The sequence below is a fragment of the Methanocalculus chunghsingensis genome (assembly GCF_018132105.1).
Classification (GTDB): Archaea; Halobacteriota; Methanomicrobia; order Methanomicrobiales; family Methanocorpusculaceae; genus Methanocalculus; species Methanocalculus chunghsingensis.
The window spans coordinates 226372-242630 of the sequence record NZ_JWHL01000001.1 but is presented as its reverse complement, the minus strand read 5'-3'; the positions used below and the strand labels follow the sequence as shown (position 1 = coordinate 242630).

15 protein-coding genes are annotated in these 16259 nt (G+C 52.5%); 6 read left to right on the top strand and 9 right to left on the bottom strand.

Annotation, left to right across the window (positions count from 1 at the left end; genetic code table 11):
* Positions 1 to 40 precede the first annotated feature (40 nt).
* Positions 41 to 1453, top strand: a complete 1413-nt coding sequence (locus RJ53_RS01280) for an MFS transporter (protein ID WP_246495914.1) — start codon at positions 41 to 43, stop codon at positions 1451 to 1453.
* A gap of 2 nt (positions 1454 to 1455) precedes the next feature.
* Here the strand turns inward: RJ53_RS01280 and RJ53_RS01275 are convergent, their stop codons facing one another.
* Positions 1456 to 1824 (bottom strand): hypothetical protein, encoded by a 369-nt coding sequence (locus RJ53_RS01275; RefSeq protein ID WP_211529788.1) that lies wholly within the window; start codon positions 1822 to 1824, stop codon positions 1456 to 1458.
* A gap of 146 nt (positions 1825 to 1970) precedes the next feature.
* On the opposite strand from RJ53_RS01275, the gene RJ53_RS01270 reads away from it, so the two are divergent.
* Complete coding sequence (locus RJ53_RS01270) at positions 1971 to 2876, top strand: ABC transporter ATP-binding protein (protein ID WP_211529787.1); 906 nt, start codon at positions 1971 to 1973, stop codon at positions 2874 to 2876.
* Between the two features lie 5 nt (positions 2877 to 2881).
* A complete protein-coding gene (locus tag RJ53_RS01265) occupies positions 2882 to 3664 on the top strand; it encodes an ABC transporter permease (RefSeq protein ID WP_211529786.1) in 783 nt (260 codons plus the stop codon).
* Between the two features lie 31 nt (positions 3665 to 3695).
* Here RJ53_RS01265 and RJ53_RS01260 read toward each other — a convergent pair whose 3' ends face one another.
* Positions 3696 to 3914, bottom strand: coding sequence for a hypothetical protein (locus RJ53_RS01260; RefSeq protein WP_211529785.1), 219 nt, complete (start codon positions 3912 to 3914; stop codon positions 3696 to 3698).
* Between the two features lie 151 nt (positions 3915 to 4065).
* Between RJ53_RS01260 and RJ53_RS01255 the strand changes: the two genes are divergently transcribed.
* Complete coding sequence (locus RJ53_RS01255; RefSeq protein ID WP_211529784.1) at positions 4066 to 5097, top strand: radical SAM protein; 1032 nt, start codon at positions 4066 to 4068, stop codon at positions 5095 to 5097.
* Here the strand turns inward: RJ53_RS01255 and RJ53_RS01250 are convergent, their stop codons facing one another.
* The 5 genes from RJ53_RS01250 to mutS are packed head-to-tail and all read right to left on the bottom strand — an operon-like array spanning position 5098 to position 12542.
* A complete protein-coding gene (locus RJ53_RS01250; protein WP_211529783.1) occupies positions 5098 to 5796 on the bottom strand; it encodes a glycosyltransferase in 699 nt (232 codons plus the stop codon).
* Entirely contained in the window at positions 5793 to 6773 is a 981-nt protein-coding gene (locus RJ53_RS01245) for a glycosyltransferase family 4 protein (RefSeq protein ID WP_211529782.1), read from the bottom strand. The genes RJ53_RS01250 and RJ53_RS01245 overlap by 4 nt, the downstream gene beginning before the upstream one ends.
* On the bottom strand, positions 6770 to 8080 hold the full coding sequence (locus tag RJ53_RS01240) for a protoporphyrinogen/coproporphyrinogen oxidase (RefSeq protein WP_211529781.1): 1311 nt from the start codon (positions 8078 to 8080) through the stop codon (positions 6770 to 6772). Before RJ53_RS01240 ends, RJ53_RS01245 begins: the two co-directional genes overlap by 4 nt.
* A 49-nt stretch (positions 8081 to 8129) precedes the next feature.
* Complete coding sequence (gene mutL, locus RJ53_RS01235; RefSeq protein WP_211529780.1) at positions 8130 to 9917, bottom strand: DNA mismatch repair endonuclease MutL; 1788 nt, start codon at positions 9915 to 9917, stop codon at positions 8130 to 8132.
* Positions 9918 to 12542, bottom strand: coding sequence for a DNA mismatch repair protein MutS (mutS, locus tag RJ53_RS01230; protein WP_211529779.1), 2625 nt, complete (start codon positions 12540 to 12542; stop codon positions 9918 to 9920). It lies immediately after the preceding gene.
* 100 nt (positions 12543 to 12642) lie between these two features.
* Between mutS and ftsA the strand changes: the two genes are divergently transcribed.
* Positions 12643 to 13998 carry a coenzyme F390 synthetase gene (gene ftsA, locus RJ53_RS01225; protein WP_211529778.1) on the top strand — a complete coding sequence of 452 codons (1356 nt, stop codon included), beginning with the start codon at positions 12643 to 12645 and terminating at the stop codon, positions 13996 to 13998.
* A gap of 45 nt (positions 13999 to 14043) precedes the next feature.
* A complete protein-coding gene (locus RJ53_RS01220) occupies positions 14044 to 15708 on the top strand; it encodes an AMP-binding protein (RefSeq protein ID WP_246495913.1) in 1665 nt (554 codons plus the stop codon).
* Positions 15709 to 15711: 3 nt separating this feature from the next.
* On the opposite strand, the gene RJ53_RS01215 is transcribed toward RJ53_RS01220, so the two are convergent.
* Together RJ53_RS01215 and RJ53_RS01210 are read right to left on the bottom strand one after the other, a co-directional pair.
* The gene (locus RJ53_RS01215) at positions 15712 to 16035 is read right to left on the bottom strand and encodes a DUF3784 domain-containing protein (RefSeq protein ID WP_211529777.1); all 324 of its coding nucleotides are present in this window, start codon (positions 16033 to 16035) and stop codon (positions 15712 to 15714) included.
* A gap of 2 nt (positions 16036 to 16037) precedes the next feature.
* Positions 16038 to 16247, bottom strand: a complete 210-nt coding sequence (locus RJ53_RS01210; RefSeq protein ID WP_211529776.1) for a DUF5683 domain-containing protein — start codon at positions 16245 to 16247, stop codon at positions 16038 to 16040.
* Positions 16248 to 16259: the final 12 nt, after the last annotated feature.

Genomic DNA, 16259 nt, shown 5'->3' with positions numbered 1-16259 from the left:
TATATAATGGTGTCCCGAATGAGTACCGGAGGAGTCATCCATGGAGACTCCCAACAGGTTTGTGAGCAGGATGCAGGATACCATGTATGACAGATCCGTTCTTCGTGCCGTTCTGATCGTCTCGACGATGGGATCGTTTCTGACTCCATTCATCGGGTCCATGGTCAATCTTGCAATCCCACAGATTGGTTCTGAATTCGGTGCTGATGCTATCCTCCTCGGATGGATACCGACAGTCTACCTTCTGGCAAGTGCGATGTTCCTCATCCCGATAGGGAAAATGGCTGATATCTATGGGAGAAGGAAGATATTTACCATTGGAATTCTTATCATCGGATTAACAGCATTTCTTGCCCCATTCTCTCCGTCAATCATGGTTCTGATAGGGATACGAGCCCTCCAGGGGATCGGGAGTGCCTGTATCTTTGGAACGTCGGTTGCGATCCTTACATCAGCCTATCCGAAGGAGGAGCGCGGCAGGGCCCTCGGGATCAATGTAACAGGTGTCTACGCCGGCCTATCCCTCGGCCCTGTCATCGGCGGGGTGCTGACCCACTATCTCGGATGGCAGAGCATCTTCTTTGCACTTGTTCCACTCTGTATGATTGTCCTCGTGATGGTACACCGCTATCTTGATGAAGACTGGAGAGACCCCAAAGCTCCACCATTCGATCTCGCAGGGGCCGGAATGTATGCAGGCATGATCTTCCTTGGGATATATGGTATCACATCCATCACATCGATGAAAGGAGTCATCTCTCTTATCTCTGCACTCATCCTCCTTCCGATTTTTATTGAATATCAGAGAAGAACCGCATTTCCTGTCTTTGATATCCGGATATTTATCAGGAACAGAGTCTTTGCCTTCTCAAACATTGCTGCCCTCATCAACTATAGCGCTACATTTGCTATTGCATTTCTGCTGAGCCTGTATCTCCAGGTGGTTAAGGGGATAGATCCACAGAGTGCCGGACTGATCCTGGTCAGTCAGCCCCTGATGCAGGTCCTCTTCTCCTCATGGGCGGGGCGGTTATCAGATCGAATCGATCCAAAGTATGTCGCATCCGTTGGTATGGGACTCAATGCAGTCGGTCTTCTCATCCTTGCAACCATTACTGCCGGGACGACGATACCAACAATCATTCTCGCCCTATTATTTCTCGGATTTGGATTTGCCCTCTTCTCTTCCCCAAATACCAATGCCGTGATGGGATCGGTACAAAGCAGCGAGTATGGTGTTGCATCCGGAACGGTAGCGACGATGCGGCAGCTTGGGATGGTCCTCTCGATGGGGATCACCCTCTTCCTCTTCACCATCTTCATCGGCTCGATGGAGATCGGACCCGGACAGGCCGCAGACTTTATAGCGGCCCAGAGAATGGCCTTCCTCATCTACATGGGGCTCTGTTCAATCGGCGTTATCATATCACTTGTGCGGGGAGAAAGAGAGTAATATCATCCTTTTCTTAAGAAAGCCTTGAAAAAACGTGATAGAACATATGAAATGCCCATCAACCACACCCCGAGATGATCGCGTGCCACAAAAAAAACGGATTGATCCGGATACTGCATATCGCGAACATTTCTGAGGGAGTAGTATGCCAGAAGAAGCCAGACCGTGGCAACAGTGGTCTGCCCGATTGTTGCTGTCCAGAGGCTGAGGGTCGCGAAGATGAATGTCAGAGTAAAGGCAAGAAAACTCGTAAAGAACGCTGTAAAGAAGTTAACCACAGCTCCCCGGCGGATCACATCATCGAGCTGGGGTAGGAGCATGGCAGCGAGCAGAAATGTGATGACCGATATTGTAATATCCTGCCAGCTCATCTCTTCTCCTGATAAAGGCCTGATAGCGTACCTATCACTCAGGTACTATGTGATGCACAGACATAAGAGACGATACGATCATAGTCATGCCGGGGAGTCCGATTCACCCTGTCTCAAACCAGACAAACAGAGAGCAAGGTAGTTATATGGAGGTGATATCAGCACATGGGCTTGAGAAGCGGTTCCCTGACCTGACAGCTGTTGACCAGATCAGCTTTGCGGTGGAAGAAAAGGAGATATTTGGGTTTCTCGGACCAAATGGTGCCGGAAAAACGACAACAATGAAGATGATCCATTGCGTCTCACCCAAGACCGGAGGGATCCTCTCCGTCTTTGGAATGGATGTCAACAAAGATGCACGGAAGATTAAAGAGCGCCTCGGGATTGTACCCCAGGAGAATAATCTTGATCCTGATTTCTCTGCATTCCAGAATCTGACGATTTATGGCCGCTACTTTGGGATACCCCGCCGTGATGCCGAGACGAAGGCAGAAGAGCTTCTTGCATTCATGCAACTTTCGGAGAAGAGGGATGTTCTGATTGAGAAGCTCTCAGGAGGGATGAAGAGGCGCCTCATCATTGCACGGGCGCTGATAAATGATCCACAGCTCCTCATACTGGATGAACCCACCATCGGCCTCGATCCCCAGGCCCGCCACCTGATCTGGGAGAAATTACGCCATCTGAAGGCAGAAGGATGTACCCAGGTAATGACGACGCATTATCTGGATGAAGCAGAAAGGCTCTGCGATCGTCTTGTCATCATGGATCATGGAAAGATCCTTGTTGAGGGGAGTCCTGAGAAACTTGTCAGGGAGTATGCCGGATCCGAGATCATCGAGACCACCCCGACTCCTGAGGCTATCTCCTGCCTGGAAGCTGCGGATATCTCCTATGATATCTTCGGTGATCTCCTCCAGGTACAGACTGCAACACCTCAGGCTATTGCACATACGCTGATGGAATCATGCCGTCATACGACTGTCACTGTTCGCCGGGCGACCCTTGAGGATGTCTTTCTGAAGCTCACCGGGAGGACGCTTCGGGAGTAGAAGATATGGGATACTTTGGATTAACTGAGATCTCAAGAGGGTCACTGGCTGTCTGGCGGAGGAACTTTGACGCATTCATCAGGACGTATAAAGTCAACTTCATCCCTCCATTCGTCGAGCCCGTCCTCTATCTTCTCGCTCTCGGGTATGGTGTCGGGGCACTCATCGAGGATGTGAACGGCATCCCCTATCCTGTCTTCATTGCCCCGGCTCTCGTCTCGATATCGGTTATGTACTCAGCCTTCTTTGAGTGTACCTATTCAAGCTATGTGAGAATGTATTATCAGAAGACATTTGATGCGATCATCGCAACACCGCTCTCAATTGAGGATATTGTCACCGGCGAGATTCTCTGGGGTGCCACCCGAGGGACAATCTATGCCGGACTGATGATACCGGTCCTCTTCCTCTTTGGAGTCATCGATCTGCCGATCTCGCTGCTTCTGATCCCCTGTGCCATCCCGGCAGGCATCCTCTTTGCCAGTATCGGCATCTGCTTTACTGCAATCACCCCGAGCATCGACTCCCTCAACTATCCGGCATTTCTCTTCATCACCCCAATGTTCCTCTTCTCAGGGACATTCTTCCCAATATCCATACTTCCGGAGTCACTTCAGTACTTTGCATTCGGCCTCCTCCCCCTTGCCAACGTCGTCAGCCTGAACCGGGCCATCACAGCAGCGGAATTTTCGCCCCTGATCCTCTATAACATCATCTGGATCATCGGGGTTGCGGCAATCTTCTTTGTGATCGGGCTGAACCTGATGAGGAGGAGACTTATCATTTAAGGTGCCGGGGGAATCCCCGGCCTCTGGCTGATTACTCCACCCCCTCCGTATCAACAGAGGTATCAACCTCCTCATTGGATTCATCTTTCAAGCGAAGGTAATATCTCCCACCGAGATCGAGCTTCTCTCCGGGTTTCAGATCCTGCAGAGGTTTATCTGCATGTTCATGGCAGACATAGGATCCGCAGCAGCCAAACACCTGACACCCAACTGCTTTCTTTCCACAGATAGTACAGACCAACTCCCTCATACTATTCTCCAGAAGAGTGAGAGGGAGAGGGTGAATATAAGACTTCTCCCGCTGGTCGAAAACCCGCTTTCGCTCCATCATCAGAAGGGAAGAACACTTTCACCCTCCGGCCCTTGAGACTATCATCTCTTCCCTCAGATGATCACCTGGAATGTCAGAACAGCTTCGGAAGCTCAGGGTACTCTCACGATCCTGCTTCGATCTCACCCTCCCAAACGGAGATATGCGCTCAGGTATGGTAAAAGGACGGTATCTGAAGTGCCTTCTTGATGGGGGCTGTAGTTTTGACTGTGCATATTGTGCCATATGCAGAAACGAATCACCCGTCTCCTTCTCTCCAGACGAACTCGCCTCGCTTGTCCTCCAGCTCTGGAGGGAAAAAGTGATAGACGGCCTCTTCCTCTCAACAGGTATCCCCCGTGATACTGATGAGAGTATGGAGAAGCTCCTCCGGACCGGAGAACTCCTCAGGCAGGGTGGCTTTACCGGATACCTCCACCTGAAGATTGTACCCGGAGCATTACGAGGGGATATCGCCGAGGCGGCACGTATTGCGAATCGGATAAGTATCAATCTCGAAGCAGTTGGTAAAAGTCGCCTCTCTGAGATCGCATCTGTAAAGAACTATGAATCCGACCTCCTGAGAAGGCATGCATGGATTGCAGAAGAAGCACCCGGCAGGCATACCACCCAGATCGTCGTCGGGGCTGCAGGAGAAGGCGATGATGAGATCCTCTCCTTCATCGCGTCTGAATACCGGAAATACCAGCCTGCCAGAATCTATTATTCCGGCTTTACGCCCCTTAAGAAGACCCCGCTTCAGGGGGCAGAAAGAGCAGATCCGGCACGTGTAAAAGGGCTCTATGCCGTCGATGCACTGATTCGCTCATATGGATACAATGAAGAGGAACTTCGTCCTGCCTTTGGTAATGATGGGATGCTCCTCCCGGGCGATCCGAAGATACATGCAGCCGAATCACACCTTCTTGACCCGGCATCAGGTAGCAGGGAGGAATTGCTCAGGATCCCCGGTATCGGGCCCAAGGCAGCAGAACGTATTCTGGTACTCAGAGAGAGAGGGAGGGAGATATCACCGGCACTCCTGAAGGAGGCAGGGGTTATCCTCAGGCATGCACTCCCGTATCTTTCGATTGCCGGAAGCAGACAGACACGCCTCTTCTAATCACTTGTACTCACGCCTGGAGTACTGGTACTTCTCATCATCCCCACCCTTCACGGTGATATAGAGCCATTCATACAGGGATTTGAGCGTCCCAAACTGGACATAACGCCTCATAGAGAACCGGACACGGAGCCTGCTGTCGAGCCGGACCCTGCCAAGCTTTCTCATTCGTCGCGCAATCTCAAGATCATCCCCTGCATCGATGGTCCGGTACATCCCTGCCTCAAAGAAGGACTCCCTCCGAAATGCCGTGTTGCATCCGAGTGTATAATAAAGGGTGTTCGTAGAGTGCCCAATCCGAGAGAAGGCGTTGGCAAAGGCGAGCGAGATGATATGCCTGATTCCAGGCTCACGTGGATCCACAAGGCCATACAGCTGTACTACCTCAGGATCGGAAAATCCTGCTGCAACACGCTCAATCCAGTCTCTCGGCAGGAGGCAGTCGGCATCCGTCGTTGCGATGATATCCCCCTTTGATGCTACAGCACCATCGTTGCGTGCACCGCCGACCTTTGCACTGGTCTGGATGAAGACCGAGTCTGCATACTTCTCTGCAATAGTCCGGGTTGCATCGCGTGAGTTGCCATCGACGACGATGATCTCATAGTCCGATCGTGGGATCGTCTGGTCTGAGAGGCTCTGAAGGCAGGCCTCGATATTTCCCTCTTCGTTATAGGTTGGTACAATGACAGATATCATGCCTCGTTCACCAGTCTTCTGTATGTCGCAATATGCTCGTCTGCAATCTTCCTGATATCATACCGTTCCGTAAATGGCCTCGCGATGGTTCGGATACGCCTGATCTCTGGCTCATCCCTCAGATGGGCTGCCGCCCCTTCAATATCCGAGAAGAGGAGGGCAGCACACCCAAAGACCTCCCGAAACTCCGGGATGTCACGGGCGATGACCGGAACGCCACTTGAGAGAGCTTCAAGGAGGACCATCGGCATGATCTCGGCAAACGACGGCATCAGGAAGATATCGGCTCCTGCATACGCCTCGGTGATATCAGGAACAAATCCGGTGAATATGACGTTCTTTCCTGCATTTCGCTTACAGTACTCGATCTTTGCATAATCCTTTGAGAAGATGCTGTATGGGTACCCTCCAACCCAGACGAAGGTGACATCAGGGAAAAGCTTTGCAAGGTTGAGGAAATCATAGATCCCTTTTCTCGGCGTCTCCTGTGCTACAGTCAGGACGACGATATCTGTGTCCAAAACCCCGATGAACCCCCGGAAGCGGTCTCTCTTCTCCTTGTCGGGCCTGAACTTCTCTCGATCCACCCCGTTTGGAATAAGGGTTGTCTCCATATCGGGGAGCATCTCCTTGATCTCGCGCAGGCTTGGGGGTGTGATTGCGATGATATGATCGAACTTCGAGTAGATCTTCGGATACTGGTTGTTTATGAAGGAAGAGAAGGCGATGTTGCCGTCATTTAAACGGGGGGTCGAGTGTGCCGTCAGAACCTTGACCCCATCACTATATGATTTATGGGTGAGCGTCATCGGTCCGAAGCTATGATAATGAACAAGATCAAAATCGGCATTATAGGAGTTCCAGTGAGCATCAATAGAGTTTGATGCAGATATCCCCCGAAAGAGTGTCTTTGCCAGGGTTGAACAGCCGAGGTACTTGAAGAAGAAGATATCCTCAACAAAGATATTCACTCTCATAATTCCTCCATAAACTGAAGAGCACTACGGATACAACCATCCATGTTGAGATATTCAAACTGCGAGAAACGCCCGACGAGGTGGATGCCGAGATCCTCAAGATAGGACCGCACAATCTGAATATTCCTGAGGTACTCAAGATCATAGACGACGTAGGCAAACTCCGAACGGGCGACCGAACGGGTGACTATATTGGCATCCTCAGGGATGAAGCCCATCCGGATCAGGTGAGAGATGGTATCATCGAGTATCTCCTCATCGGTCAGCTCTGAGATGACATCTCCGTCATTATAAGTGATCTCGGCAAGGATCGATGCATGGCCGGGCGGGGCGACCGCATCACTGTAGTTTGATGGGAATGATATCCGGTTGAAATGGCCTGTGGCGCTGTCAGGGATATAAACCCAGGAGAGGGGAGGGACCCTCCCTTCAAATCCGATACAGACCGAGATGAGGGAGTTGTAACGGAGATTATTACAGGCCTCCACGACCGAAGAAGGGATTTCAGAAAGAGTTGGCAGGAGATACTGGAGCGGGATCGTGGAGATGACCGCATCGACCCGATACTCGTCCTTTCCATCTCCGATGAACCATACGTCCCCATCCTTTCGAAGAGAGCTGACTGCACAGTCAGTATGTATCTTCCCCTTGATCGGATCTGCAATTGCCGATACAAGGGCTTCGATTCCCCCCTCGACAGGATAGCAGAAGACCGACTGATGGGTATATCCTTCTGTTGGAATTCCGGTCGCAGACCGGATGATATCCTCAACAGGGGGGCGTGGAACGCGCCCTTCCATCCAGTGTGCCGACATCCGTTCTGTCGGATAGTTCCAGATCTTTTCGTTATATGGAACAAGATAACATTCAGCTATCCCCCGGCCGAAGGTGCAATAAATCCATTCACGGAAGTTTTCAGGAGCGGGAATCTCCCCTTTTTCAGCGGCGATGAGTGTCCTGATATATTCGTTGATGCAGAGGAAGAGATCCTCTTTAGGAAGTTCATAGAGCCCGTTCTCGAAAGGATATGTCACAAGGAGGTCTTTATAAAAAATCTTCGTATTTCGCTTCCGCTCAGCCTTATTGGTATCAAGAACGGAATGCATGAACGTGAGCACATCGGTGTCACGTGAGAAGATAATATGTGAACCACCCTGATCAAAGGTGAAGCCATCCTGACGCATGGAACGGCAGAGACCACCAATCCGGTCCTCCTTCTCAAAGACAACCGGGTCCTCTCCTGCCTCATGCAATAGCCGGGCGAGCGTCACACCAGTCAGCCCGCCACCAAGAATCCCCCATTTCACAGTATATCATGTGAGGCAGGAGGTGATAATCAATGTGCCCTTTTTCATCCTACCTTCGCCTGAAGAGCTGCTCAAGATCCGATGGCGCATAGCTGATAACAGCTGGCCTCCCATGGGGGCAGGTATACGGAGGGGCAGCAGTGAAGAGCTGGGAGAGGAGTCGTTCCATCTGCTCCTGTGAGAGGAGGGTATTTCCCTTGATCGCTGCTCTGCAGGCGATCGTCTGGTACATCCGGAGGCGTCGATCCCCTGCAGGTCCCCGAACACCCTCAATCAATTCAAGAAGAAGCGATCGGATCTCATCAGCTTCTTCAAGCTTCACTCCGTCTGCCGGTACTGCACGGACCATCCAGGTATCACCACCGAACTCCTCAAGGATGATACCGGCAGAAGCGATATCCTCTAGTGCATCCTTGAGAAGGGCTGAATCCTTGCGTGAAAGGCTGATCGTCACCGGTTCAAGGAGATGCTGATACGCGGTTGTACCATCCGTCTGCTTCCGGAGATTGTCATATACGATCTTTTCATGCGCTGCATGCTGATCGATGATCAGCAGACCCCCATCCTTTCCCGCGGCGAGGATGTAGGTTCCATCAATCTGCCCGAGAACTGACGGGATGGGTGGAATCTCCTGACTCTTCCTGGGAAGCTCGGTCTGGCGAAGCTGCCGGTCGGTTCGGCCATAAATACCCTTTCCTTCGGCGACGACGGGCTGCCGGGGGAATTCCACGGCACCTGAAGCCGTTCGTAATACCGGTTCCGGATGATGGAGTTCCCCATCTCTGATCGGGACAGGTGCCGGATTCTGCCTGATCTCCGGCACCTGAAATGAACCCGAGGTCGTCAGGGCAGAACGGACAGCTCCCCGTACCGTATCAGCAACAGCCCGTTCTGATGAAAACCGGACCTCCTTCTTGGTTGGATGGACGTTCACATCGACCTCTTCGGGATCCATCCTGCAGTCGATGACAGCAAACGGATATTCACCCTTTGGGAGACTCTCCCCAAAGCCATCCCGGATCGCACGTGCAAGGGAGGGAGAGGTTATCTGGCGACCATTCACCGAGAGATACACCGAGGATCTCCCCCTCTGTGATACAAGAGGGTACGCTATAAACCCGGATATGGAGATTCCACCCGGAGCTGGCAGAACCTCAATGAGTCGGCGGGAGAGATCTGCCCCAAAGAGGCTCTGAATCGTATCAAGGAGATCCCCCCGTCCTGAGGTCCGGAACTTCTCCTTCTCCTGGTGAAGGAGCTGAAAAGAGACCCCGGGATGTGAGAGTGCCGTCCGCTCCACCATATCGAAGATATGGGCAAGCTCCGTTGAGATGGTCCTCTGGAACTTTCTCCGTGCAGGTGTGTTGAAGAAGAGGCCGGAGACCTCGAGGATCGTCCCCGGGGGTGTTCCACACTCAGAAACTGAGGTGATCGCCCCACCTGAGAGGTGAACCTCTGTTCCTGCAATATCATCTCTTCTTCTCGTGGAGAGGACGACTTCGGATATTGCAGCGATGCTTGCAAGTGCCTCACCCCGAAACCCCAGTGTCCGGATGAGTCCGAGATCGTCTGCGGTTTTGATCTTGCTCGTTGCATGCTGTCGAAAAGCACGTTCGGCATCATCCGGACTCATCCCGATGCCGTTATCGGTGACGATGATACGTCTGACCTCGCTCCGGTCACTCCTGATATCGATGCGGATCCTCGACGCCCCGGCATCGATTGCATTCTCAACCAGTTCCTTCACAACCGATGCCGGCCGTTCCACAACCTCTCCTGCCGCGATATGTGAGACGGTCTCTTCATCAAGAATATGGATGACTGGATTGTCCATCATCTAATCACCAGCTCTCTTCTTCAGGTCAGAAAGGATATTCAACGCCTCAATGGGACTGAGACGATCGATATCTATCTGCCGTAGTTCTGCAAGGACAGGACTCTCCGGAGGTTTCTCCTGACTCAGATCAGAGATGAGGAGCTGGGTATACCGGGGCCTCCGCCTGCCTTCTGTTCCTCCCCGCTCCTCTTCTTCAAGCACCTCTTTCAGAATCGAATCCGCACGGATGAGAACCTTCTCTGGGACACCGGCAATACGTGCGACATGGATACCATAGCTCCGATCTGTCGCACCCGGGATGAGTTTTCGAAGGAACGTGATCTCTTTCTCTGTCTCTCTGACAGCAAAGTGGTAGTTCCGGACCCGGGATAACTCCCCCTCAACCTCGACGAGCCGATGGAAATGTGTTGCAAAGAGGGTCTTAGGCCCTGAGGGCCGCTTGCCATGAAGGTACTCAAGGACGGATCTGGCGATGCTGTATCCATCGACGGTACTCGTTCCCCGCCCGATCTCATCAAGCAGGATAAGGCTCCGCTCAGTGGCATTCCTGAGGATGGATGCAAGCTCCACCATCTCGACCATGAAGGTGCTCTGCCCGCCTGCGAGATCATCTGAGGCACCGACACGGGTGAATATCCGATCTATCACCCCGATCTCTGCTGCATCTGCCGGAACGAAGCTCCCGGTCTGTGCCATAATACAGATGAGGGCTACAGAACGCATATACGTGGATTTTCCCGCCATATTCGCCCCTGTGAGGATCAGGATCTGATCCCCGACGGTATCGAGGTCTGTATCATTCGGGACGTACCCGCCGGTAACCGTCGACTCGACGACGGGATGGCGGCCTCCACGTATCCGGATAGATCCGCCCCCGGTCAGGCCCGGGCGTGTGTACCCCTGCCTCTCTGCAACCAGGGCAAATGAGAGGAGGAGATCGATCATCCCCGTTGCCCGTGCCGCCTTCTGAAACGCCGGAACCATCGGGCGGAGTTCCTCGATGAGGTGTATGTAAAGTTCTGCCTCCCGGAGGAGTGCCCGTTCATCGGCGGTGGCAATCGTCCGCTCATATTCACGAAGTTCAGGAAGCGTAAAACGCTCCCCTGTCGCCGTCGTCTGCTTCCTCTCATACTCAGGAGGAACCTTTGTGAGATTCGGCTTCGTCACTTCTATATAATACCCAAATACCTGATTATACGCGATCTTCAGCGATTTAATCCCGGTCCGTTCCCGCTCAGACTGCTGGAGGGTAAGAATCCATTCTCTCCCGGAGCCGGCTGTCTTCCGGAGCTCGTCGAGGGTTGGATCATAACCCTCACGGATGACACCACCGTTTCGGATGAGGAGCGGGGGGTCATCTGCGATTGCAGATTCGATCAGCGCAATGATATCCCCGAACTGTCCGATATCCCGGGAGAGTTTATCCATAAGAGGAGGTACCTCTCCGGAGAGACAGGTTCTGATCCTCACAAGAGACGAAAGGGATCCCGCGAGGGAGAGGAGATCACGTGGGGATGCATTTCCATAGGCGATCCTCCCTGCGATCCGCTCAATATCGCTGCACTCTGACAATAGATCTTCAATATCTGATCGGATCAAGGGGTGATGTATGAACCACTCCACCAGATCAAGACGTTCATTTATGGCGGATATGCTGGTCAGGGGTGCGGTAATCTCCATTGAGAGTCGCCGCCGTCCCATCGGGCTCTTCGTCAGATCAAGCGTGCCAAGGAGGGTTGAACGACTCTTTTCGCCACGTTCTGTCCGGGTGATCTCAAGGTTTCTCTGGGTGACGGCATCCAGGATCATCCCCTCAGATGGCTGCATCACCCTGATCTCTGAGAGGTGCGGAAGTGCAGTCTTCTGTGTACGGGTTGCATAGGAGAAAGCAGCACCTGCAGCACCCACAGCTAATGGCATCTCACGGAGGCCAAACCCTTCCAGCGATGCGACACCGAACTGCCGGCAGAGGATGGTATCGCTATCTGCGGGATCGAACTCTGCCGGACTCCGCTCGGTAATGACTACCCCAAGAGAGGCGATAAGGCTGGTAACTGCCGGATCGGTCCGTTCAGGGATGAGACACTCAGCAGGCCGGGACGCCTCGATGAGAGAGGCGATCCCCATTCTCCCCTCGCCTTTCTGAATCATCCTGACGAAGAATTCACCAGTTGATAGCTCAAGACAGGCGATGCCGAAGGACTCGTTCTTCCTGTCCGGTAGGATCGCCATCAGGTACCGTGACTCCGGAGCATCGATGATCATCGGGTCGATGGCGCACCCCGGGGTCACAACCCGGACAACATCCCGTTTCACCACACCTTTTGCCTTCTTTGGATCCTCAACCTGTTCGCAGATGGCAACCCGGTACCCTTTTCGCACCAGACGTGGGATGTAGGTCTCTGCGGCATGGTACGGCACACCCGCAAGTGCGATGGGATTCCCCTCGGGATCTTTTGATCGTGTCGTCAGGACGATGTCGAGTTCCCGTGCACAGGTCACTGCATCCTCATAAAACGTCTCGTAAAAATCCCCCATCCTGACAAGGAGAATACAGTCAGGATACTGATTCTTCATATCCCAGAACTGCTTCATCGCCGGGGTCAGTTGTGTATGAGATGCCATTCCTATACCTGATCGTATCTGTGCATTGAAAAAAGAAGCGATCCAATACCTTCCCCGGTCTATGATAAGATATATCCGGTCATATAGCATCAAAAAGCGTATGGGCGAGACAGGGTATTTCCGCGAGAAGATCGAGACGATGCCGCGTGACGAGCTTGATGCAGTCATCGATGAAAGAGTCAGATATACCATTCACTACGCAAATGAACATTCCCCGTTCTATCGCAAATGGTTCAGAGAGCATGCCATCGATATCTCCTCGATCAGGGAGCACGAAGATCTCCTGGAGCTTCCTATCATCTCGGGGAGCACAATCCGGAATAATCAGCCTCCCGTCACAGAACGTTTTGAATTTCTCTCCGCACGAATGAACGAGATCTATACCATTCATGAAACGAGCGGAACCTCGGGGGCACCAAAGGCCTTCTTTCTCACATGGCAGGACTGGCTTCGGTACTCAGAGAAGTACGCACGTATCTTCCGATCGTATGGGATTGCTCCCGGGGATCGGATCGTCGTCTGTGCAAGCTACGGGATGAATGTCGGTGCAAATATGATGACGCTCGCCGCACGCCGGACAGGGAGTACCATCATCCCGGAAGGAAAGTGCACATTTCCTGTCCGGGTGGTGAAGAACTACAAGCCGACTGTTATCATCGGATCGGTCTTCAAATTGATCCGGCTTGCCAGGCGGCTGACTGCAGAGGGGATTGATCCAAAGACCTCCGGGGTCGAGAGGCTCGTCGTCGGGGGGGAGAGCTTTGCCGAGGCGTCCCGGACCTATATGTCGAGCCTATGGGGCTGTGAGGTGTATAATACCTATGGGAGTACTGAGGGGACGATGTGCGGGGAGTGTTATGCAAAAGCAGGCCTTCATGTCCCCGAGGATCTCATCCACATGGATCTCTATAACCCCCGGATGGATCACTTTGTAAAAGACGGAGAGTACGGGCGGATCATCTTAACAAAACTCCTGCCTGTAGGGGAACGATGCGGAACACTGCTCATTAATTATGATACTGAGGATGCAACTGCGGTCGTCTCGCGTGATCGGTGTATCTGTGGGAGGACATCACTCCGGATTAAAACACCTGAGCGTGAGGGTGAACGGTTCTGGGTTGAGGGTCGATCCTTCTGCCGCGTCGATGTCGAGCGGGGAGTTTTTCAGAAGGAGAATATGGAGTATCTTACCGGTGAGTATGAAGCCTTCCTCTATGGAGGAAGAGATACAGACACAACGATCCTCCGTGTGAGTCTTGAATGCAACGATCCAAAGACAACGGATACAGATATGATCCAGGAGGTCTTCCTGAAGGCATTCTTCCGGTTCAAACCAGAGCTACAAGAGCTATATAATAGTGGATCGCTTGAGATCCTCTTCCATTTCACCGGGCCTGGTGAGCTTGAGCTGTATAAAGTTCCGGGGAGGCCGAAACGGATCATTGACCGCCGGTGATCCAAAACCGTCTGGTTCTTGACCCCTCAGGATATATTTCTATATATGGTGGAAACCGAGCCGAATATGCCCGACTATGAAGAGGGCTATGCCAACTATACAATCGATCTCCCGGAGTACTATAACTTTGCTTTTGATGTAATCGATGACTGGGCGAAGAAAGACCGCAATAAGCTTGCGATGATCTGGGTAAACCAGAACGGAGACGAGAAGAGCTACACCTTCCGCCACCTGATGAACCTCTCAAACCAGATCGCAAATATGTTCATGAAACGCGACATCGGGAAGGGAGACAGGGTCCTCATCATGCTCCCGCGTGTGCCTGAGTGGTGGACGTTTGCACTTGCATCCATCAAGCTCGGAGCAGTCTTCTGCCCCTGCCCGACGATGCTGACGCCAAAGGATCTGAAATACAGGGTAAATCTCGGCCATTTCAAGATGATCATCACCGATATGGAGAATGCCTGGAAGGTTGAGGAGATTTGCCGGGAGTGCCCCTCAGTGAAGGTCCGTTTCGTTGTTGATGGTGAGCTGCCAAACTGGGTCAGCTACCCGGTCGAACTGGACTATCCGGCACCGGTATCACATCATCTTACCCCGCTCTCCGGATTCCGGAAGACGAAAGCAACTGACCCGATGGTCATCTACTTTACCTCCGGGACGACCGGAGAGCCGAAGATGGTGCTTCAGGATCACAGTTATCCCCTCGGCCATATCATAACGGGAAAATACTGGTATGATCTCAGGGATAATGATCTCCACCTGACCCTCGCGGATACCGGCTGGGCAAAATCATCATGGGGCAAATTCTTTGGGCCATGGATCTGTGGTGCCTGCGTCTTCGTCTATGATATCAGGACGAAGTTCGTCCCGACCGAGATTCTTCCACTCCTTGAAAAGTATGAGATTACGACCTTCTGTGCACCACCGACGATCTTCCGGATGCTGATCCTCGCCGACCTCGAGGCCTTTGACCTCTCGGAACTCCGCCACTGCGTCAGTGCAGGAGAGGCATTAAATCCGGAGGTTATCCGTGTCTGGAAAGAAGCGACGGGTGTAACCATCTTTGAGGGATATGGACAGACCGAGACGGTGCTCTGTGTCGGTACATTCCCCTGTATGGAGCCGAAGCCGGGGTCGATCGGCCGGCCTTCTCCAGGATGGGAGATCGAACTCCAGGATGACGAGTACAACCCGGTCCCTGTTGGGGAGGTCGGAAAGATAGCAATCAGGACGAATCCACGTCCGGTCGGTCTCTTCCGGGGATATCTTGAGAATGAAGAGGCAACAAACGAGGTCTTTGTTGGCGATTACTATTATACCGGTGATAAGGCGACGATGGATGAGGATGGGTACCTCTGGTTCGTCGGCCGTGACGATGATGTCATCAAGAGTTCAGGATACCGTATCGGTCCCTTCGAGGTGGAGTCTGCTCTTCTTGAACATCCGGCGGTGAAGGAGTCGGCCGTCGTGGGTGCTCCGGATGCGATCAGAGGGACTATCGTCAAGGCATTCATCGTCCTCAAGGATGGATGTGCACCATCAGACAAGTTGATCAGGGAGATACAGGAGCATGTGAAAAATGTCACCGCTCCGTACAAATACCCACGAGCCATCGAGTTTGTTGCTGATCTCCCAAAGACGATCTCAGGAAAGATCAAGCGAAAAGAGTTGCGGGATATGGAGCTTGAAAAATACAGCTCCGGATAATTTCTATTTTTTATCAAAACGCCGGGCGACGACTGCGGTGATGATAGCAGCGATCGGCACAACCCCTGCCGTATAGACGAGGAAGAGGATGACCGAGTAATCCGGCGCGATGAGCATCGCAACAAAGATGACGGCAGCACCCAGGCCGAGTGCGATGAGGCTGTTTCCAACCCATGCTATCAATCCTTCGGGATCTGCACAGGTCTTCGGATCATAACCTGCGATAAGGCTTGTCTTCCGCTTCACCTTGATCAGGTACCCGAGTGCCACAAAGACGATGGCAATGAACTCGGTGATGAGCAGGAGAAGAAGGGGTGCCTCAAACATTGTTATCTCCCCTCCGCAGTTGTATATGCGTCATACATACTGTAGATCCAGATGATCAGATAGAACGGTATCCCGATAAGAACTGTTGAAAGACCTGCAAAGATAACCGCAAGGATGAAGAGGGCGATTGCTTTTAAGAACTGCCCTGTATAGAACTGGCCAAGACCGGGGATGAAGAAAGAGAGGATGACTGCCAGAACGGGTGATGCCATGGTAGAAAATTG